The 18,207-nt window shown below is 72.7% G+C and carries 20 protein-coding genes and 1 riboswitch; of the genes, 10 read left to right on the forward strand and 10 right to left on the reverse strand.

Annotated elements, in window-relative coordinates; all coding sequences use genetic code 11:
- The first annotated feature begins 145 nt into the window (after positions 1-145).
- Positions 146-1,501: an MFS transporter gene (locus tag QBL21_RS34720; RefSeq protein WP_407566182.1), complete on the forward strand. Its 1,356-nt coding sequence runs from the start codon at positions 146-148 to the stop codon at positions 1,499-1,501.
- Here QBL21_RS34720 and QBL21_RS34725 read toward each other — a convergent pair.
- Positions 1,458-1,835: a cupin domain-containing protein gene (locus QBL21_RS34725; RefSeq protein WP_407566183.1), complete on the reverse strand. Its 378-nt coding sequence runs from the start codon at positions 1,833-1,835 to the stop codon at positions 1,458-1,460. The two genes, QBL21_RS34720 and QBL21_RS34725, sit on opposite strands and share 44 nt — an antisense overlap.
- Positions 1,836-1,903: 68 nt before the next feature.
- Between QBL21_RS34725 and QBL21_RS34730 the strand changes: the two genes are divergently transcribed.
- Entirely contained in the window at positions 1,904-2,377 is a 474-nt protein-coding gene (locus tag QBL21_RS34730) for a MarR family winged helix-turn-helix transcriptional regulator (protein WP_407566184.1), read from the forward strand.
- Positions 2,378-2,450: 73 nt separating this feature from the next.
- Here the strand turns inward: QBL21_RS34730 and QBL21_RS34735 are convergent, their stop codons facing one another.
- Positions 2,451-3,119, reverse strand: a complete 669-nt coding sequence (locus QBL21_RS34735) for a winged helix-turn-helix transcriptional regulator (protein ID WP_407566185.1) — start codon at positions 3,117-3,119, stop codon at positions 2,451-2,453.
- Positions 3,120-3,219: 100 nt separating this feature from the next.
- Between QBL21_RS34735 and QBL21_RS34740 the strand changes: the two genes are divergently transcribed.
- Positions 3,220-4,116, forward strand: a complete 897-nt coding sequence (locus QBL21_RS34740) for an alpha/beta fold hydrolase (protein ID WP_407566186.1) — start codon at positions 3,220-3,222, stop codon at positions 4,114-4,116.
- Positions 4,117-4,177: 61 nt separating this feature from the next.
- On the opposite strand, the gene QBL21_RS34745 is transcribed toward QBL21_RS34740, so the two are convergent.
- On the reverse strand, positions 4,178-5,668 hold the full coding sequence (locus tag QBL21_RS34745) for a VWA domain-containing protein (RefSeq protein WP_407566187.1): 1,491 nt from the start codon (positions 5,666-5,668) through the stop codon (positions 4,178-4,180).
- Positions 5,669-5,931: 263 nt separating this feature from the next.
- On the opposite strand from QBL21_RS34745, the gene QBL21_RS34750 reads away from it, so the two are divergent.
- Entirely contained in the window at positions 5,932-6,594 is a 663-nt protein-coding gene (locus QBL21_RS34750; protein WP_407566188.1) for a Repetin, read from the forward strand.
- Positions 6,595-6,656: 62 nt separating this feature from the next.
- Here the strand turns inward: QBL21_RS34750 and QBL21_RS34755 are convergent, their stop codons facing one another.
- Positions 6,657-7,427, reverse strand: a complete 771-nt coding sequence (locus QBL21_RS34755) for a GNAT family N-acetyltransferase (protein ID WP_407566668.1) — start codon at positions 7,425-7,427, stop codon at positions 6,657-6,659.
- 376 nt (positions 7,428-7,803) lie between these two features.
- Here QBL21_RS34755 and QBL21_RS34760 point away from each other — a divergent pair, with 376 nt between their 5' ends.
- Positions 7,804-8,403 carry a DUF4240 domain-containing protein gene (locus QBL21_RS34760; RefSeq protein ID WP_407566189.1) on the forward strand — a complete coding sequence of 200 codons (600 nt, stop codon included), beginning with the start codon at positions 7,804-7,806 and terminating at the stop codon, positions 8,401-8,403.
- Positions 8,404-8,521: 118 nt separating this feature from the next.
- Here QBL21_RS34760 and QBL21_RS34765 read toward each other — a convergent pair whose 3' ends face one another.
- From QBL21_RS34765 to thiC, 4 genes are all read right to left on the reverse strand, one after another.
- Positions 8,522-9,268, reverse strand: a complete 747-nt coding sequence (locus tag QBL21_RS34765; protein WP_407566190.1) for a hypothetical protein — start codon at positions 9,266-9,268, stop codon at positions 8,522-8,524.
- Positions 9,255-9,797 (reverse strand): RNA polymerase sigma factor, encoded by a 543-nt coding sequence (locus QBL21_RS34770; RefSeq protein ID WP_407566191.1) that lies wholly within the window; start codon positions 9,795-9,797, stop codon positions 9,255-9,257. Before QBL21_RS34770 ends, QBL21_RS34765 begins: the two co-directional genes overlap by 14 nt.
- Positions 9,798-9,871: 74 nt before the next feature.
- Positions 9,872-10,378: a DUF4262 domain-containing protein gene (locus QBL21_RS34775; protein WP_407566192.1), complete on the reverse strand. Its 507-nt coding sequence runs from the start codon at positions 10,376-10,378 to the stop codon at positions 9,872-9,874.
- A gap of 202 nt (positions 10,379-10,580) precedes the next feature.
- Positions 10,581-12,356, reverse strand: coding sequence for a phosphomethylpyrimidine synthase ThiC (thiC, locus tag QBL21_RS34780; RefSeq protein WP_407566193.1), 1,776 nt, complete (start codon positions 12,354-12,356; stop codon positions 10,581-10,583).
- A riboswitch (TPP riboswitch) is annotated at positions 12,349-12,480 on the reverse strand. It overlaps the preceding gene by 8 nt.
- 74 nt (positions 12,481-12,554) lie before the next feature.
- On the opposite strand from thiC, the gene QBL21_RS34785 reads away from it, so the two are divergent.
- Positions 12,555-14,069 (forward strand): YibE/F family protein, encoded by a 1,515-nt coding sequence (locus tag QBL21_RS34785; RefSeq protein ID WP_407566194.1) that lies wholly within the window; start codon positions 12,555-12,557, stop codon positions 14,067-14,069.
- 26 nt (positions 14,070-14,095) lie between these two features.
- Here QBL21_RS34785 and QBL21_RS34790 read toward each other — a convergent pair whose 3' ends face one another.
- Both QBL21_RS34790 and QBL21_RS34795 read right to left on the reverse strand, forming a co-directional pair.
- Positions 14,096-14,308: a DUF5326 family protein gene (locus QBL21_RS34790; protein WP_407566669.1), complete on the reverse strand. Its 213-nt coding sequence runs from the start codon at positions 14,306-14,308 to the stop codon at positions 14,096-14,098.
- 137 nt (positions 14,309-14,445) lie between these two features.
- Entirely contained in the window at positions 14,446-14,763 is a 318-nt protein-coding gene (locus QBL21_RS34795; protein WP_407566195.1) for a cupin domain-containing protein, read from the reverse strand.
- A 57-nt stretch (positions 14,764-14,820) separates the two neighbouring features.
- Between QBL21_RS34795 and QBL21_RS34800 the strand changes: the two genes are divergently transcribed.
- From QBL21_RS34800 to QBL21_RS34815, 4 genes are all read left to right on the forward strand, one after another.
- A complete protein-coding gene (locus QBL21_RS34800) occupies positions 14,821-15,195 on the forward strand; it encodes a phage holin family protein (RefSeq protein ID WP_407566196.1) in 375 nt (124 codons plus the stop codon).
- A 150-nt stretch (positions 15,196-15,345) separates the two neighbouring features.
- Positions 15,346-15,867: a low molecular weight protein-tyrosine-phosphatase gene (locus tag QBL21_RS34805; protein ID WP_407566197.1), complete on the forward strand. Its 522-nt coding sequence runs from the start codon at positions 15,346-15,348 to the stop codon at positions 15,865-15,867.
- Complete coding sequence (locus tag QBL21_RS34810; RefSeq protein WP_407566198.1) at positions 15,864-16,910, forward strand: fructosamine kinase family protein; 1,047 nt, start codon at positions 15,864-15,866, stop codon at positions 16,908-16,910. The genes QBL21_RS34805 and QBL21_RS34810 overlap by 4 nt, the downstream gene beginning before the upstream one ends.
- A complete protein-coding gene (locus QBL21_RS34815) occupies positions 16,907-18,148 on the forward strand; it encodes a cystathionine gamma-lyase (RefSeq protein WP_407566199.1) in 1,242 nt (413 codons plus the stop codon). Before QBL21_RS34810 ends, QBL21_RS34815 begins: the two co-directional genes overlap by 4 nt.
- The last annotated feature ends 59 nt before the right edge of the window (positions 18,149-18,207 follow it).

The following is an 18,207-nucleotide window of genomic DNA, read 5'->3' on the forward strand; positions in this document are numbered from 1 at the left end:
CCGTGAGTGAGTACGTGCGATCGCCGTCTCCTGACTCCGAGTTTACTCCACCACCGCAATAGCCCGCGCTTGCAAGGGTCGGCGTGCGCAATTATTGTGGACGCTTGGTAAATGGCAGTCCCGCACCCACCGCAGGAGTCCCCGCATGCCTCTCGCGCTGCTCGCGCTGGCCATCGGCGCCTTCGGGATCGGCACCACGGAGTTCGTCGTCATGGGCCTGCTGCCCGAGGTGGCCGACGAGTTCTCCGTCTCCGTCCCGACCGCCGGCTGGCTCACCACCGGCTACGCCCTCGGCGTCTTCGGCGGCGCCCCGCTGCTCACCGCGCTCGGCACCCGCGTCCCGCGCAAGCGGATGCTGATGGGCCTCATGGGCCTGTTCATCGCCGGCAACGTCCTCTCCGCCCTCGCACCCGCCTTCGGCATCCTGCTCGCCGGGCGCATCGTCGCCTCGCTCGCGCACGGCGCGTTCTTCGGCATCGGCGCGGTCGTCGCCGCCGGACTCGTCGCCAAGGACAAGCGGGCCGGGGCCATCGCGATGATGTTCACGGGGCTGACCGTGGCCAACGTCGTCGGCGTCCCCGGCGGCACACTCGTCGGGCAGACCGTCGGCTGGCGGGCCACGTTCCTCGCGGTCGCGGCGATCGGCGTCGTCGGGCTGGCCGGCGTCGCCCGGCTCGTACCGGACCTGCCGCGGACGCCCGGGGAACCCGCCTCCCCCACCACCGACGGCCCCGGCCTGCGCCGCGAGCTGGCCGCCTTCCTCAACGTCCAGGTGCTGCTGGCCATGGGCATGACCGTCCTCGGCTTCGGCGGCGTCTTCGCGGCCGTCACCTACATCGCGCCGATGATGACCGACGTCGCCGGCTACGCCGACGGCTCCGTCACCTGGCTCCTCGCCCTCTTCGGCCTCGGCATGGTCGGCGGCAACCTGCTCGGCGGGCGCTACGCCGACCGCGCCCTGATGCCGATGCTGTACGTCGCGCTCAGCGCGCTGACCGCCACGCTGGCGCTGTTCACGCTCACCGCGCACAACAAGCCGGCGGCGGCCCTGAGCATCTTCCTCGTCGGGTTCTTCGGCTTCGCGACCGTGCCGCCGCTCCAGAAGCGGGTGCTCGACCAGGCCGCCGCCGCGCCCACCCTCGCCTCCGCCGTCAACGTCGGCGCGTTCAACCTCGGCAACGCCCTGGCCGCCTGGCTCGGCGGCCTCACCATCTCCGCCGGCCTCGGCTACACCGCCCCCAACTGGGTCGGCGCCACGCTCGCCGCCTCCGGCCTGGCCCTCGCGGTCCTCGCCGCGAGACTGGAGCGCCGCGCGGGCGCCACCGCGGGTGCGGCGGCGGCCTCACGGACGCTGCGGGTGGCGGGCAGCGCCGTACGCGACGAAGGCGACGACCTGCGAAAAGACAGCGGCACCGGACGGAACAAGGACGAGGACGAGGACGCGGCGCCGGCCGCCCCTACTCCGCCCACGGCAGCGGATGCCGCTGCCCGTCCTCGGTGACGGCGCTGCCGCCGGCCTCCATCGCCACCAGCGCCTCGACGGCGCCGGCCCCCTCGGCCGCGGCGAACTGCCGCAGCACGTCGGGCGGGAGCAGGACCGCCTGCCCGGCGGCTGCGGTCTCGGTGCGGCCGTCGCAGGTCACGGCGAGGGTGCCGGATATGACCATCCAGACCTGCTCGCGGTCGATGGCGTGCACGGGCCCGGACCGGCCGGCTTCCATGCGCACCCGCCAGGTGCTGAGCGCGGTGCTGCCCCGGGAGGGGGTGGCAAGGGACTCCATGGCGGCGTTCGGGGTGGTGACGGTGCGGTCGGGGGTCGGAGTGATGACCTTCATGCGTGTAAAGCTCCTTTACTTGATGGGTTGAGTAAAGGAGGTTTACTCAACCGTGTCAAGATGTCCCCGTGACCCGCGACGACGACAGCCCGCCCGCCCCCGAGCTGCTGTTCCTGCTCGGCATGGCCTTCCAGCTCGTGCTGACCGAGTTCAACGAGCGTGTGGCCGCGGCTGGTTACCCCGATCTGCGGCCGGTGCACGGCATGACCTTCCAGATCCTCGGCGCCGAAGGCGCCACGAGCAGCGAACTCGCCGCCCGCCTCGGCGTCACCAAACAGGCGGCCGGCCAACTCGTCGACGACCTGGAACGCCGCGGCTACGTACTCCGCACCGCCCACCCCGCCGGCGGACGCCGCAAACTCGTCGTCCTCACCGATGCCGCCCGCCGGCACCTCGCCGTCGCCGGGGACGCCCTGCACGACCTGGAAGCCGAACTCGCCCGCCGCACGGGCACCGACATCCCCCTCCTCCGCACCGAACTCCTCCACCTCGTCCACGGCCTCGCCGGCGACGACCCCCCTCCGCTCCGCCCCATCTGGTGACCCACGCGTTCCCGCGACGCCTCCCCGCCTCCCGAATCCCGGTGCACCCTCGGCGACTTGGCCGCCCGGGTCCTCAGCGCCGCTGCACCGCCTCCACCAGCCGTTCCATCACCTCACCGTCGCCCTCGACCGTCAGCTCCCCCGCCTCGACCGCCTCGGACAGCGGGCGCTCGTGCGACAGCACCGACTGGAGCGTGTCGTGGTCCGTCGTCACCGCGACGTCCGGTGCCAGCGGCTCCTCCCCGCGCCGCACCGCGGTCAGCTCGCCGTCGGCGACCTCCAGCCGGTACACCTCGCGCTCCAGCTCTATGCGGTAACTCGCCGACCACGCCGCGTGCGGCTGCGGTTGGAAGTAGGCGCGCAGCCCGAGCAGAACGGTGTCGGAGGTCAGCACGCCCTCCAGCGGTATCACCGGCGAACGCAGCCCCCACCTGCGCAGAGCGGCGAAGACCGGCTCCAGCTCGCTGCCCCACTCCGTCAGCCCGTACACCTTCGCCGAGGCGGGCGGCGGCAGCGTGCGGCGCTCCAGCACGCCGAACCGCTCCAGATCGCGCAGGCGTTGGGACAGCACGCTGGGCCCGATGCCGGGGAGCGCGGCCTGGATGTCGGCGTAGCGCCGCGGGCCCAGGCGCAGCTCGCGCACGACGAGCAGCGCCCACCGTTCCCCGATCATGTCGAGCGCGTGGGCGATCGGGCACGCCTGCCCGTAGGTCCGCCTCTCGTCGCCGCTGCCCCTCGCCATCGCCGCTCTCCTCCCTCGCCCGAAATTCACTACGAAAAATGTAGCACAAGCTTCGATAAATGTAGTAGCTTTCAGGAAAGCCAGGTGAGGGAGGCAAATCATGAACGCCACGGCACAAGTCCAACCCGCGGCCGAGCGATTGGTGCGCGTCGGGGATGTCGAGATCTGTACGCAGACGTTCGGCGCAGCCGCGGATCCCCCGATCCTGCTGATCGGGGGCGCGGAGGCGTCGATGGACTGGTGGGAGGACGGCTTCTGCGCACGCCTCGCCGCAGCCGGGCGGTACGTCGTCCGCTTCGATACGCGCGATACGGGCCGGTCCACGACGTTCCCGGTCGGGGCGCCGACCTACGGCCGCGAGGACCTGATCACCGACGTGATCGGGCTGCTCGACGCGCTCGGGCTCGCCTCGGCGCATCTCGTGGGCGTCTCGATGGGCGGCGGGCTCTCGCAGCTCATCGCGGCGCGCTATCCCGGCCGGGTCGCCTCGCTGACGTTGATCTCCACGAGCCCCGAGGCGCCGGGCGGGCCCGACCGCCCCGAGCTGCCGCCGATGAGCGAGGAGCTGGCGCGGAAGTTCGCGGAGCCGCAGCCGGGGCCGGACTGGTCGGACCGCGAGTCGGTGGTCTCCTACTTCCTCGCCGGTGAACGCACCTTCGCCGGCGCCATCCCCGTGGACGAGCAGCGCGTACGCCGCATCGCCGGCCGCGCCTTCGACCGCAGCCCCGTCCCCGCCGCTGCCGCCAACCACTGGCTGCTCGACGACGCCAAGGAGCCGGCCGCGTTCTCCCTCGGCGGCATCACCGCGCCGACCCTCGTGCTCCACGGCACGCACGACCCGCTCTTCCCGTACGCCCACGGCGAGGCGCTGGCCCGCGAGATCCCGGGGGCGGGGCTCGTACCGCTGCCCGGCATGGGCCACCAGATGCCGCCCCCGGAGCTGTGGGACACGGTCATATCCGCGCTTGTCCCGCACACGGGCGCAGCCGGAAGCTGACCCGGCGGCACCGGCGGGCGCCGGAGTCGAGGAGTAGGGGAGGAGGGAGACAGAGGCCGGGTCAGAGGATGCGCACGTGGCGCGCGGCGGTGATCCAGCCGGGGAACTGCGAGAGGAGGCGGTCGTAGAGCTGTGGGTCGGGGAGTCCACCGATGTCGTCCACGGCGAAGAACCCGACGTTGTCGACGCGGCGGCCCCCGAGGCTGTCGAACCGTTCCAGTACGCCGTAGTCGGACGCACCCAGTCCCACGAACTGCCAGAAGATCGGTTCCTCGACCGCTTCGCGCAGCTCGCGCTCGATCTCGGCGTTGCGGTAGACGCCGCCGTCGGAGAAGAACAGCACGAGCGTGGGGTCGGGGGCCGGGTTCTGGCGGACGTAGGCGCGGACCTCGGCGATGACCTTCTGCTCTTCGTTCTGGATGCCGACCGACCGCATGTCGATCTGCCCGTTCTCCAGGCCCTTGCGCTTCTTGCGGGGGCGGAAGAGGGCGAGCTGCCCGACGTGCACGTGCAGTCGCAGCCACTCGGGGAGATCCCCCAGGAACAGGTCCGGAAGCCGGGCCGGATGGGAGGCGAACGTCCACGCCTGCATGGCGCCGTCGTCGTCCAGCTCCGCGGCGACCGCGGCCATCCGCTCGACGACGTCGGCGACGGCGCCTTGGGCGTAAAGGCGGGTCATGGAACCGGACGCGTCCAGGACGAGGACGACGCGAGCGGAGACATCGGCGGCCCCGTGCTTGCGCAGGCTGATGGCCACCTGCTCCTTGCGCAGCGACAGCCGCTTGCGCATGTCGACGGGCAGATGCTCCTCGCCCTTGACCAGGCGCGGCCCACCGGCCGGGCCGGGTGAGGCGGCAGGTCCAGGGGCAGGCACGGGGGCGGCATACGAGCGGGGTGCGGGCGGTGCGGGCGGGGCGGGGATGGGGGAGGGAGGGGGCGGGGGGTGGTGGCCCCGGGGTTGGTGCTCCGGGGAGAGGTGGCCCAGCGGTTGGTGCTCCGGAGGGAGGTGCTCCGGGGGTGTGTCGTCGACCGATATGCCGAAGTCGGTGGCCAGGCCGGCCAGCCCGGAGGCGTAGCCCTGGCCCACCGCGCGGAACTTCCAGCGGCCGTTGCGCAGGTACAGCTCCCCGCCGACGAACGCCGTCTCCGTCGTCGCCTCCATGTCGAAGCGGGCCAGCTCGCCGCCCGTGCCGGCGTCGAGCAGCCGCAGCGACAGCCCGGGCACCTGGCCGAACGTGCCGCCGTCGGCCGAGGCGCACAGTACGACCCGCTCGACGCCCGGTCCCAGGGATTTCAGCAGCACCTCGACGGAGTCGGTGTACCGGCCGCCGCCGTTCTGCTTGCCGAGGTGGGTGACCGCCTGGGAGATGTGCTGCGGCTGGTTGTAGAAGACGAAGTCGCCGTCGTCGCGGACCCGTCCGGCCGCGGTGAGCAGCAGCGCCGAGGCGTCGACGTCGGGCACGCCGGGGCCCTCGGACCAGGAGAGTTCGGCGCGTACCGCGGGGGCGTCGACGGGCAGGTTGGCGCCCTTGGCGAGCGATCCGGTGGGCATGGAATCCGTCCCCTTCGATCTTCGAGGCGGCCGAGCGGCGGCTGCGGCGTCCGCGGTGGGGTGCGGCGCACCCTGCCGGTGGTCGGGAACATGGCCAGGTCACGTACAGCGTGTCATGCCCCGGAGGTAGCCGCGCCGGTCGGTGGGCCAGACCGCGGGGGTACGTCACTTGCCGCCGCGGGCTGACGCGGCGCGCACCCGCCGCGGGCGAAGCTGCTGGCACCCGGAACGTCCGGGCCAACAGCCCTTGAGGAGCAGTTCCCTTGCGCTACGTACGCAGCAACCGCCTCCGCGCCGTCGCCCTCACCGCCGCCCTCCTCGCGACGGCCACCGCCGGTACCGCCGCCGCGACCGGCGACGGCGGCGACGGCGACCGCGGCGGTGCCGACCGCGCCCGGAACGCCGCCGTCCACGCCGGCACCGAAGCCGAAGCCGCCACAGACACCGACACCGAAGCCCGAGCCCACGGCGGCGATCGCGGGAAGCGGCCGGCCGCCGCCCTGACCGGTACCGCGAAGCTCACCCGCTCCCTCGGCGACGACATCACCTTCTCCTTCGACGCCCGCCTCGCCGCCAAGCACAACGACGACCCCCTCCAGGCCACCGGCACCTTCCGATTCAGCCACTACCTCGGCGGCGAAGGCGCCTGGGCAAAGGCCGATGTCGACTGCCTCGTCACCGGCGGCAAGGTGGCCGTCGTCACCGGCACCATCACCGACACCGACCTCCCCGGCGCGAAGGGTCTGCGCGTCGGCGTCACCGTCCACGACCAGGGCGGCAACGACCGCCTCGGCTACAGCTGGGCCGGCACGGGCAGCCCGGCGGAGGACAAGGACCTGGCGCCGTGCGTGAGTTCGGCACCGTTCGAGAAGGTCAAGCGCGGCACCGGCGACTTCCACGTCCTGCCCTGGAAGCCGGAGCTGTGACCCCGGAGCGCTCCCGGCCCCGGCACCCCACCCCCCGCCCCTCCCTCCCCCGCATCCCCCGGTCAGGCGGGCGGTGTTGCCGGGAGCGAGACGTACAGGCGGGTGCCGCCGGGCCGGTAGCCGACGCGGGTGTACGTGTGGCGGGAGCCTTCGCCGGAGTACTCCAGCCACACCGATCCGACCCCGCGGCCGAACATCGCCCTCGTCAGCGCCGCGGTCACCGCCGCGGCGACTCCGCGGCGCCGGTGCGCCGGGCGGGTGCCGACGCCGGCGAGTTCGGCGGTGTCCTCGGCCGGTGGCGAGCACGTCGCGCCGCCGGCGCAACCGCCGTCCCCGGCCCGTACGAAACGCGCCTCCCCGCCGCTCTCCGCCAGCCGCCGCAGCCGCGCCGCCCCCTCGGCCGACGCGCCGAACGCGCCGCCGAACGCCTCGGCGAGCGCCGCGTCCAGCGCCCGGAACTCCTCGTCGGTGGCGGGTGTCTCGACCCGCGGCCCGTCGCCGCCGGGCAGGGGGTCGGTGTACGTGTCCGGGGTGCAGACGAGGTATTCGTGCACCGCCTCCGTCCCGAACCCCGCCGCCCGCAGCGCCGGCGCCACCGCGGGCGCGGCCTCCGGCGCGAACTCCAGCCGCGGCAGCAGCCCCCGCTCCCGGAAGGCGCCGACCAGCGCGGCGACGTCGCCGCGGGTGGGCGCGGCGCCGGGCAGGGGGGTTGCGTAGTTGAGGTACGGACTGTCGGTGTCGGGGGAGAAGCCCGCGACGAATCCGCCGGTCTCGACCACGGCGGGGCGGCGGCGGAGGTTGGCGACGGCGAAGTTCTGGACCTGCTTGTCCATGGTGGTGGCCACGGTGATATCGACCTCACGAAGTCTCTGACGTGCGCAGACAGGAGAGAGCGCCCACGCGGCACTGCGCGCGGGCATCGTGGGGCCGCCGTACGGGTCGTGTCCGAACGGTCGTGTCCTGCGGTACGAGCCGACGGCTCCGCTACGGAAGCGGGCCGGCCGTTCGGCGCCGACGGCGGCCACTGGCGGACGCCGGGATCAAAGGCTTCGTTCCTCACCGTGAGTGCGCCGACGGGCCGGTCGGCGGCTTGGTCCGCGAGATCGCGGACGGCCGCCAACTTCCCACGCCTGCCGGGCCCGTGCAACGCCTTTTCGGCACCGTTCCGGCGCGACCGGATTGTCAGTGGAGGGTGGCACAGTACGGGCCATGGACATCGATCGGTTCTGGGGCCTGGTCGAATCGGCACGCTCCGCCGCGGTCGCGGCGGGCGAGCCTTTCGACGAGGCGCTCGTCAAGCTCCTCGCCGGGCTCTCCACGCAGGAGATCCTGGAGTTCGAGGCGCGATTCTCGGAGGCGCACGATGCGTTGTACCGCTGGGACGTGTGGGCCGCGGCGTACCTCATAGGCGGCGGCTGCTCCGACGACAGCTTCATAGACTTCCGCGCCGGGGTGATCGCCCTCGGCCGCGAGTGGTACGAGCGCGCGGCCGCCGAACCGGACGGTCTCGCCGGGCACCCGGCCGTCACCGAGGCGGCGCAGTTGTACGGGGACGAGGCCGCCCTGCTCGAAGGGCGGGCCAAGCTCTACGACGAGGCCCTCTTCTACGAAGAGGTGAACTACGCGGCCGGCACCGCCTTCGAGCGCCGTACCGGAGACCGCGACGCCTTCTACGCGGCCCGCGCCGAGTCCGGTGGCCGGGGGAGCACGGAAGGGGACATGGGCGAGGCCTTCGACTTCGACGACGACAAGGAGATGCACCGCCGCCTCCCGCGCCTGGCAGGGCTCTTCCTCGAACCGACCCCCTAGATGCCGCCGGGGAGGTCACCGGTCGGACGGCGGGGCGCATTCGACGTCACGGACCGCCCGCGGCTGCCGGGGAGCCGCGGGCGGTCGAGGTGGCCGAGGTGGTTGAGGTGGTTGAGGTCTACGGCCAGATGATGGGGTCGCCGTCTTCGTGGTTCCAGATGTAGACGGTCCGCTCCGGCTCGTCGTAGTAGACGACCTCCGCGCAGGCGTCTGCCGATTCGTTGCCGGAGGAGTGCAGGCGGGTCGACCACTCGTGGAGACCGTGCTTGGTCAGGAACTTGTCGATCCCCTTGCGCAGCTCGGGATACGTGACGCAGGTGCGGCCCGCGAAGTGTGCCTCGATGTCGGTGCGGAAGCGGCCGAGAGCGAGTTGTGTCCCTGTCGGCCCGCGGTAGACGTCGGCCCGGTGGCGTGCGCACTGTTCCCGGCCGCCGGGATAGACCTTGATGGAGCCTTGCTGGGAGCTGTCGACGCAGGCGGTGAGCTCGGCCGGTGCCGGCTTGCCGAACGTTTCCTCCCAGTTGCTCCGGCACTCGCGCACCGGATCCTGGGTGACGGGATTGAAATTCATGACGGCATCGGAGGAGGACGATCCGACGCAGTTGAGCCCCGACGAGTCGAGCGTGTGTCCTTGGCCGTCGCCGGCCACCCAGGCGTAGGTCCCCGCGGTGGCGCCGACCACGGCCAGCGCGACGACCGGGACGATGACCCGGAAGCGCCGCTGCCGCCGGGTGCGGCGGCGCACCCGGGCGAGGATCCGTACGGCGGTCGGCGACTCCGGGTCGGTGGCGGTGGCCGTGGCCGTCGAAGCCGGATGCGGATCGCTGTCGCGGAGCATCCGATCGAGTTCGTCATCGCTCAGCATGATCCCGCTCCTTTGGGGTGGCCTGATGGTGGTTGGCGGCGGCGAGCCGCTCGCGGAGACGTTTCCTGCTCCGGTGCATCCGGGTGTCGACGGCACCGACGGAGATGCCGAGCACCGCGGCGATCTCGGCTCGGGACAGGTCGTCCCAGTAGGCCAGGCGCAGCAGTTCGCGATCGGCTGCCGGCAGCTCCGCCAGCGCCGTGGCCAGCTCGTCCGTGGTGTCGTGCCCGTGGACGGCGGCGGGCTCCGGATCGGCGCGCTGGGCCACGCGCAGCAGCAACCGCGTCCAGCGGTGCCGGCTGCGTGCCTGGTTGGCGAGTACCCGGCGGGCGATGCCCAGCAGCCACAGCACGGCCTGTTCGTCGTCCGCGGGCAAGTGCCGTCGCCGACGCCAGGCGACCGCGTACGCCTCGGCCACCGCGTCGTGCGCGGCGCTCTCGTCGGTCCGGCGCAGGCAGTAGGCCATGACCCGGCGGTAGGTCTGTCGGAACAGCCGTTCCAGCTGTTCACTGCGCTCGTCCTGGTCCATGTTCAGCAATGTCCAGCAAAGCCGGATCCCTTACCACGCGACGCTCATCACGCCACCGATCGAGCACGTGTCCCCTACAGGTCCTGGGTCCAGATGCCCGCGGGGTGCGCGTCGGGGTGCAGCCAGAGTTGGGGCTGGACGGTCCGGAGGTCCTCGCCGCCGGCCTGCCGGACGACCTGGAGGAACGGGAACGGCGGCTTGCGGTAGAAGCGGATCGCGGTTCCGAAGTAAGCCTTGTACCAGCGGTAGTCGATCGCCTTGAGGGTGACAGTGGCGCCGGTGAAGTCGTGCTGCGTCTGGTCGGCTGCCACGGACTGTCCGTCGACCGCCCGCCGGCCGAGGCCGTTGAGCAGGTTCTGCGTCAGGTGGCTGTCCGGGCCGAACACGGCCGGCTCGGGGATCCGGTGACGGTGCCACGGACCGATGGTGTAGGCCCAGCCTGGGCCTTTGTCGTCGGTGGGGACCATGACGACCTGCCAGCCGTGCCGCTCGACGGTGCGCATGGTGGCCTGGGTGCGGGGGTCCGGCTCGTCGATGTCCTTGCAGGCGACGCAGTGGCAGGCCCCGCGATCGGCGGGCATGCCGATGAGAGCACGGGAGCTGACGGAGCCGGGAGCTGATGGAGCACCGGGGTCGTCCGTGCGCCGTGAGCAGGGGCTCGGTTGGGCGTCGCTGTGCGACGCCCGCTCACGGCGGCGGGGGCGGTCGCCGAGTGGGGGGGGATGCGAGAGGACGGGCTCGCGGTCTTTCGTGCGATGCGGGCCCGTCCTCGCGGGTGGTGGGTCAGTCCGTGAGGGGGAGGTAGACGCGGTTGCCCGAGGCTGCGAACTCCTTGGACTTCTCCGCCATGCCCGCTTCGATCTCCTCCTCCGTCGTGCCGTGTGCGCGGCGGATGTCGTGGCTGATCTTCATGGAGCAGAACTTCGGGCCGCACATCGAGCAGAAGTGGGCCGTCTTCGCCGGTTCCGCCGGGAGGGTCTCGTCGTGGAACTCGCGGGCCGTGTCCGGGTCGAGGGCCAGGTTGAACTGGTCTTCCCAGCGGAACTCGAAGCGGGCGTCCGAGAGGGCGTCGTCCCAGTCCTGGGCGCCGGGGTGGCCCTTGGCGAGGTCCGCGGCGTGGGCGGCGATCTTGTAGGTGATGACGCCGGTTTTGACGTCGTTGCGGTCGGGGAGGCCCAGGTGTTCCTTGGGGGTGACGTAGCAGAGCATCGCCGTGCCCCACCAGGCGATCATCGCCGCGCCGATGCCGGAGGTGATGTGGTCGTAGGCGGGGGCGATGTCGGTGGCCAGGGGGCCGAGGGTGTAGAAGGGTGCCTCTTCGCAGATTTCCTGCTGGAGGTCGACGTTCTCCTTGATCTTGTGCATGGGGACGTGGCCCGGGCCCTCGATCATCGTCTGTACGCCGTGGGACTTCGCGGTCCGGTTGAGTTCGCCGAGGGTGTGCAGCTCCGCGAACTGCGCCTCGTCGTTGGCGTCGGCGATCGAGCCGGGGCGCAGGCCGTCGCCGAGGGAGAAGGTCACGTCGTAGGCGGCGAGGATCTCGCAGAGTTCCTCGAAGTGGGTGAAGAGGAACGACTCGCGGTGGTGGGCCAGGCACCAGGCGGCCATGATGGAGCCGCCGCGGGAGACGATGCCCGTCTTGCGGCGGGCGGTGAGCGGGACGTAGCGGAGCAGGACGCCGGCGTGGACGGTCATGTAGTCGACGCCCTGTTCGCACTGCTCGATGACGGTGTCGCGGTAGACGTCCCAGTTGAGTTCCTCGGCGCGGCCGTCGACCTTCTCCAGTGCCTGGTAGAGGGGGACGGTGCCGATGGGGACGGGGGAGTTGCGCAGGATCCACTCGCGGGTGGTGTGGATGTTGCGGCCGGTGGACAGGTCCATGACCGTGTCGGCGCCCCAGCGGGTGGCCCATGTCATCTTCTCCACCTCCTCCTCGATGGAGGAGGTGACGGCGGAGTTGCCGATGTTGGCGTTGACCTTCACCAGGAAGTTCTTGCCGATGATCATCGGTTCGGACTCGGGGTGGTTGACGTTCGCGGGGAGCACGGCGCGGCCGGCGGCGATCTCGTCGCGTACGAAGGCGGGCTCGACGCGCTCGCGCAGCGCGACGAACTCCATCTCCGCGGTGATCTCCCCCGCTCTGGCGTACGCGAGTTGCGTGACGGCGGCGCCGCGGGCGCGCCGCGGCTGGCGCGGGCGGCCGGGGAAGACGGCGTCGAGGTTGCGCAGGCCGCCGCGGGGTGAGGTGTGCTTGAGGCCGTCGTCCTCGGGGCTGGGCGGGCGGCCCGGGTACTCCTCGGTGTCGCCGCGGGCGATGATCCAGTTGTCGCGCAGCGGGGTGAGCCCGCGGCGTACGTCGGTGTCGATGGTCGGGTCGGTGTACGGCCCGGACGTGTCGTACAGCGTCACGTCGCGGCCGTTCGTGAGGTGCACGCGCCGCACCGGGACCCTGATGTCGGGCCGGACGGGGTGTTGGTGGTGGTCCTTGTGCCAGCCGATCCCGGTGGGATCCCCGGGGGATTCCCCGGTGGCGGGCGTACGTGCATCCGAAACGGTCATGGAGACCCACTCCCTACGCCGGCATTACCCGGTAACAGGTTCGGCGGTCGGCGCAGCTTCGGTCCGGATTCGGATCTGTCAGCGCCCTCTCAGCCCGGTGCTCCGAGCTCCCGCGGTGTGCAGTTCGCCGCCCACGCTAACCGCTGCACGTCCCGGCACGAAAGAGGGCCCCGGGACGGTTCCTGCGATGATCTGGCCGTGACTCATTCGCACGGCCATGCCCACGACCACGGCGGCGCCCCGGCCCCGCCCGCCTCGCACCGGCTGCGTACGGTGATCGCCGCGGTGCTCGTCCCGTTCGCGCTGGCGGTGCTCGCCGGGCTGATCGCGCTGTGGCCGGGGGACGAACCGGCCGGGGAGCGCAGCGGTATCGGCTTCGACCAGGAGCGGCAGCGGGCGAAGGTCACGAAGGTCGAGCAGGTGAAGTGCTCGGATGTGGGCGCGCAGATCCAGGAGCCGGGGTCGCCCGGCGGTGGCGGTGGCGGTGCGGACGAGCCGCGGCCGGACGAGGACGCGGTGTGCGAGCAGGCGACGATCGAGGTGACGTCGGGCAAACACGCGGGGCGCACCTTCACGGAGGTCGTCGCGCCGGATGCGTCCCGGCGGTACGAGGTGGGGCAGGAACTCGTCGTCTCCTACTCGCCGAAGGCGCCGCGCGAGTTGCAGTACGCGGTCTCCGACGTGGTGCGTACGGTGCCGATGACGGCGCTGGCGCTGGTGTTCGCGGTGGCGGTGGTGATCGTCGGGCGGCTGCGGGGGCTGGCGGCGCTCGCGGCGCTGGCGGTGAGCTTCGCGATCCTGATCCTGTTCATCCTGCCGGCGATCCTCGACGGGTCGAATCCGCTGGTGGTGGCGGTGGTCGGGGGCAGCGCCATCATGCTGATCGCGCTCTACCTGTGTCACGGCTTCAACGTGCGTACGTCGGTGGCGGCGCTCGGCACGCTGGCGTCGCTGCTGCTGATCGGGCTGCTGGGCTCGCTGTTCATCGGCTGGTCGAAGCTGACGGGGAACACCGACGACTTCACGGGGCTCATCCACACCCAGTACCCGGACATCGACATGAGCGGGCTGCTGCTGGCGGGGGTGCTGATCGGCTCGCTCGGGGTGCTCGACGACGTGACGGTGACGCAGGCGTCGGCGGTGTGGGAGCTGCGGCAGGCGGATCCGTCGGCGCCGTGGCGGAAGCTGTACGCGTCCGCGATGCGGATCGGGCGCGATCACATCGCGTCGGTGGTGAACACGCTGGTCCTGGCGTACGCGGGGGCGGCGCTGCCGATGCTGCTGCTCTTCACGATCGCCGACCAGGGCGTCGGCACGGTGGCGACGAGCGAGTTCGTCGCCGAGGAGATCGTACGGACCCTGGTGGGGAGCATCGGGCTGGTCGCCTCGGTGCCGCTGACGACGGGGCTCGCGGCGCTCGTCGTCTCGGCCGACCGCCGCCGGGGGCCGGGGGCCGGGCCGGGCGGGCAGCCGGGTCCGGGGGCCGGGACGGGAGCCGGGCCGGGTTCTGGGGCGGGGGCTGGTACGAGTGGTGCGGGTGGTGTCTGGGCCGGGCCGGCTTCAGGGCCAGGGGCGGTGGCGGGGGCTGGTACGGGTGCGGGTGCCTGGGGCGGACCGGGTTCGGGGGCGGGCACGGGCTCCGGCGCTGCCGCGGCTCCTCCCGAGGGCCGCTCCCGCCGCCGGGGCGGCGGCGGTCGGCGGCGCCGGAGGTAGCGCCGGAGTCGGGAACGGCGGCCGGCTTACCAGTCGCCCTTCGACGACGACGCGGTCATGAACTTCCGCACCAGGAAGATCGCACCCGCGATCAGCGCCGCGGCCAGCAGCACCTTGAACAGCAGGCCGATGATGACGCCGACCACCCACATGATCAGGCTGCCGAAGACCACCAGCACGATCGCCGGGACCAGCACCCACGTCACCCACCACGGCAGTCCCGCGGTGATCTCTTTCACGGACACGGTCATTCCTCCTCCGGTACGCCGGGGTTGTCCCGGTGTCTTCGATGCTAAAACGCCGGACGGGCGGATGGGAGTGCCCCCTGCCCCGGTCCATCCCGGAACGAACCCCGAGGCGACCCTGAGGGACTGATTCACGCCTCGGGTGGAGAAAAGACCACCAGTACCCGGAGATCCTCGGTGATGTGGTGGAAACGATGCGGCACGCCCGCCGGTACGTAGACGACGCAGCCCCTTCCGACCTGGAGGGTTTCGTCGCCCACGGTGACAGAGCCGCGACCGCTCATGATCACGTAGACCTCGTCCTGGCGGTGCGGCTGCTGCGTGTCGGTGGCCCCGGCGTCCAGCGCGTACAGGCCCACCGACATGTTCCGTTCGCGCAGGAACTGGAGGTACGCTCCGTCGTTCGCACGGCGCTCCGCCTCCAGGTCGTCCAGCCGGAATGCCTTCATCGTGCTCCGCCCTCCGCTTCCATGGTGCTCCCGACTACCTCTGGAACGATCACACCCATGAAGACTTTCCTGATCAAGACCCTGGCCAACGCAGGCGCCCTCGCGGTCGCCGTCTGGCTGATCCCCGACATCGCGCTCACCGGTGACGACAACGCCGACAAGGCGCTCACGCTGCTGCTGGTCGCGTTGATCTTCGGTGTCGTGAACTTCATCGTCAAGCCCCTCGTGCAACTCCTGTCGCTGCCGCTGCTGGTGCTGACCCTCGGGCTGTTCACGCTCGTGATCAACGCGCTGATGCTGCTGCTCACCTCCTGGATCGCGGACGAGGCGGACCTGAGCTTCCACGTGGACGGGTTCTGGACGGCGGTGCTCGGCGGACTGGTGATCAGCATCGTCTCGTGGGCGACGAGCATGGCCCTCGACCGGGACTGAGCGCCGGGCTGCGACCGGGGCCGTCACGGGCCCCCGAGCCCGGTCCGCGGGCCGGGAGCACGCGGGCGCCGGTACGGAAACGGAAAGTCAGCCTCCGGGCGGCAGGTACCGGCCACCGGCACCGGGCGCCCTCGCCCGGGCTGAGGCAGGATGGAGCGCATGCGAACGAGCGAGCGCCCCCGACCCGCGCCTTTCCGCGTCTGCTTCGTCTGCACCGGCAACATCTGCCGCTCGCCGATGGCCGAGGCCGTCTTCCGCGCCCGTGTCGCGGAGGCGGGGCTCGACGGCGAGATCGAGGTGGACAGCGCCGGCACCGACGGCTGGCACGTCGGCGAAACGGCCGACCCGCGCGCCGCCTCCGTGCTCACCGGGCACGGCTACGAGCTGGCGCACACCGCCCGGCAGTTCACCCCCGACTGGTTCGCCGAACGCGACCTCGTCCTCGGTCTCGACAGCGGGCACGTGCGCCGGCTGCTCAAGATCGCGCCGACGCCCGTGGACGCCGAGAAGGTGCGGCTGCTCCTCTCCTTCGCGCCCGACGTCGACCTGAGCGACGTCGAGGACCCTTACTACGGCGGCACCGGCGGCTTCGAAGAAGCTCTGGACCTGATCGAGACCGCCGCCGACGGCCTGCTCCAGGCCGTACGCGACGAACTCACCGCCCGCCCGTGACCGGCCCGGCACCCGGACCCGCCCCCGGCAGCGGCGCCTCTGGCAGCGGCGACCCCGGCAGCCGGTCCGCCGACGGCCCCCGCGGCGTCGAGGCGCGCGCCGCCGCGCTCGCCGGCGCCCCCGTACGCGCTCGCGCGGGTGTCGGCGGCGGGGACATCTCCGCCGCGCACCGCCTCGAACTCGCCGACGGCCGCCGCGTCTTCGCCAAGACCCGCGCCGCGGTCCCCGCCGACTTCTTCGCCGCCGAGGCGCACGGCCTGCGCCTCCTCGCGGACACCGGCGCCGTCGCCGTCCCCGCCGTGCTCGGCGAGGAGCCCGGGATGATCCTGCTGGAGTGGATCGAACCCGCCTCCGCGACGCCCGCGCAGGCGGAGCGGCTGGGCCGCGATCTCGCCGCGCTGCACGACACCCCCGCCGACGCCTTCGGCACGCCCTGGCCCGCCTACATCGGCTCGCTGCCGCTTCCGTCCCCGACCGTCCCGGACGGCGCGGGCAGCCCGGGCATCCCTGGTCCGGGCCCTGGCCCGGATCCGGCTCCGGAACCACCCCCTGAGCACGCCGCACATGCGCCCGCCTCCCCCGACGACTGGCCCGGCTTCTACGCCCGGCACCGGCTGCTTCCCTTTCTACGCCTCGCCACTGACAACGGCGCCCTCACGCCCGCCGACACCCGCGCCGTCGAGCGCCTCTGCGCCGTGATCGACGAGGTCGCGGGCCCGCCGCAGCCGCCCGCCGTCATCCACGGCGACCTGTGGTCGGGCAACGTGCAGTGGGCCGCCGGCGACCGCGCGTACCTCATCGACCCCGCCGCGCAGGGCGGCCACCCCGAGGTGGACCTCGCGTTCCTGGAGCTGTTCGGCTGCCCGCACCTGGGGCGGCTGCTCGGGGCGTACGAGGAGGTACGCCCCCTGCCCGGCCGGCGCGGCCGGGTCCCGCTGTACCAGCTCCACCACCTGCTCGTGCACGCCGCGCTGTTCGGCGCAGGCTACGGCGCGCAGTGCGGCGCGGCGGCGCGCGCGGCACTGACGGGAGCCGGCCGATGACCCACGACAACCCCCCGCCCGCCGACGAGCCCCCCGGCGCCCAGCCCTCGCCCGGCCCCGGCGCCCGCCCCGCTGACGCCGACGCCACCCGCGTCGTACGCGCCGGACTCCCCGCCCCCGAGCCGTACGAACCCGCCCTCCCCGGCCCCGTCTTCGCCGCCCACTACCACCTCCCCGGCGATGTCACCGCCGCCCCCTACGACTACGGCCGCGACGCCAACCCCACCTGGACCCGCCTCGAAGCCGCCCTCGCCGAGCTGGAGTCGCCCGGCGTCCCCGCCGAGGCCGTGGCCTTCGCCTCCGGCATGGCGGCGATCACCGCCGTCCTCATGGCCCTCCCCGGCCCCACGCCCACCGCGGAGCCCGCCGACGCCCCCCGCCCCGGCCACGTCGTCCTCCCCTCCGACGGCTACAACCTCGTCCCCGGCGGCCTGCGCACCCTCCTCGAAGAGCACGGCACCGAGGTACGCGCCGCCCCCACCGCCGGCGACGCGCAGGCCGAACTCCTCGACGGCGCCCGCCTGCTGTGGCTGGAGTCCCCCTCCAACCCCGGTCTCGACGTCTGCGACATCCGCCGCCTGGCCGCCGCCGCGCACGCCGCCGGCGCCCTCGTCGCCGTCGACAACACCCTGCCCACCCCCCTCGGCCAGCGCCCCCTGGAGCTCGGCGCCGACCTGTCCGTCGCCAGCGGCACCAAGGCGCTCACCGGCCACGGCGACGTCCTCCTCGGCTACGCCGTCACCCGCGACCCCGCGCTCGCCCGCCGGCTGCGCACCTGGCGGAAGACGGCGGGCGCGATCCCCGGTCCGATGGAGGCGTGGCTCGCGCACCGTTCGCTGGCGACCCTGGAGCTGCGCACCGCGCGCCAGGCGGCGAACGCCCTGGCCGTCGCGGAAGCGCTGCGCGCGACGCCCGGGGTGCGGGACGTACGCCATCCCGGCCTGCCGTCCGATCCCGCGCACGCGCTGGCCGCGCGCCAGATGCGCGCCGGGCGGTACGGGTGCGTGGTGGCGTTCACGCTGCCGGACCGGGCGGCGGCGGAGCGGTTCCTGGGTGCGGCGCGGCTGGTCGACGAGGCGACGAGCTTCGGCGGCGTGCGCTCGACCGCGGAGCGGCGCGGGCGGTGGGGCGGGGACGCGGTGCCGGAGGGCTTCGTGAGGTTCTCGGCGGGGGTCGAGGACAGCGCCGATCTCGTCGCTGACCTGCGGGAAGCGCTGGCGTACGCCCTCGCCCGCTGACGCCGCACAAAGCCAGCAAAAGGGATAAAACTCGCGTAAATCAGCAAGGCATGTGTTCA

Source organism: Streptomyces sp. 184, assembly GCF_045781775.1.
Taxonomy (GTDB): Bacteria; Actinomycetota; Actinomycetes; order Streptomycetales; family Streptomycetaceae; genus Streptomyces.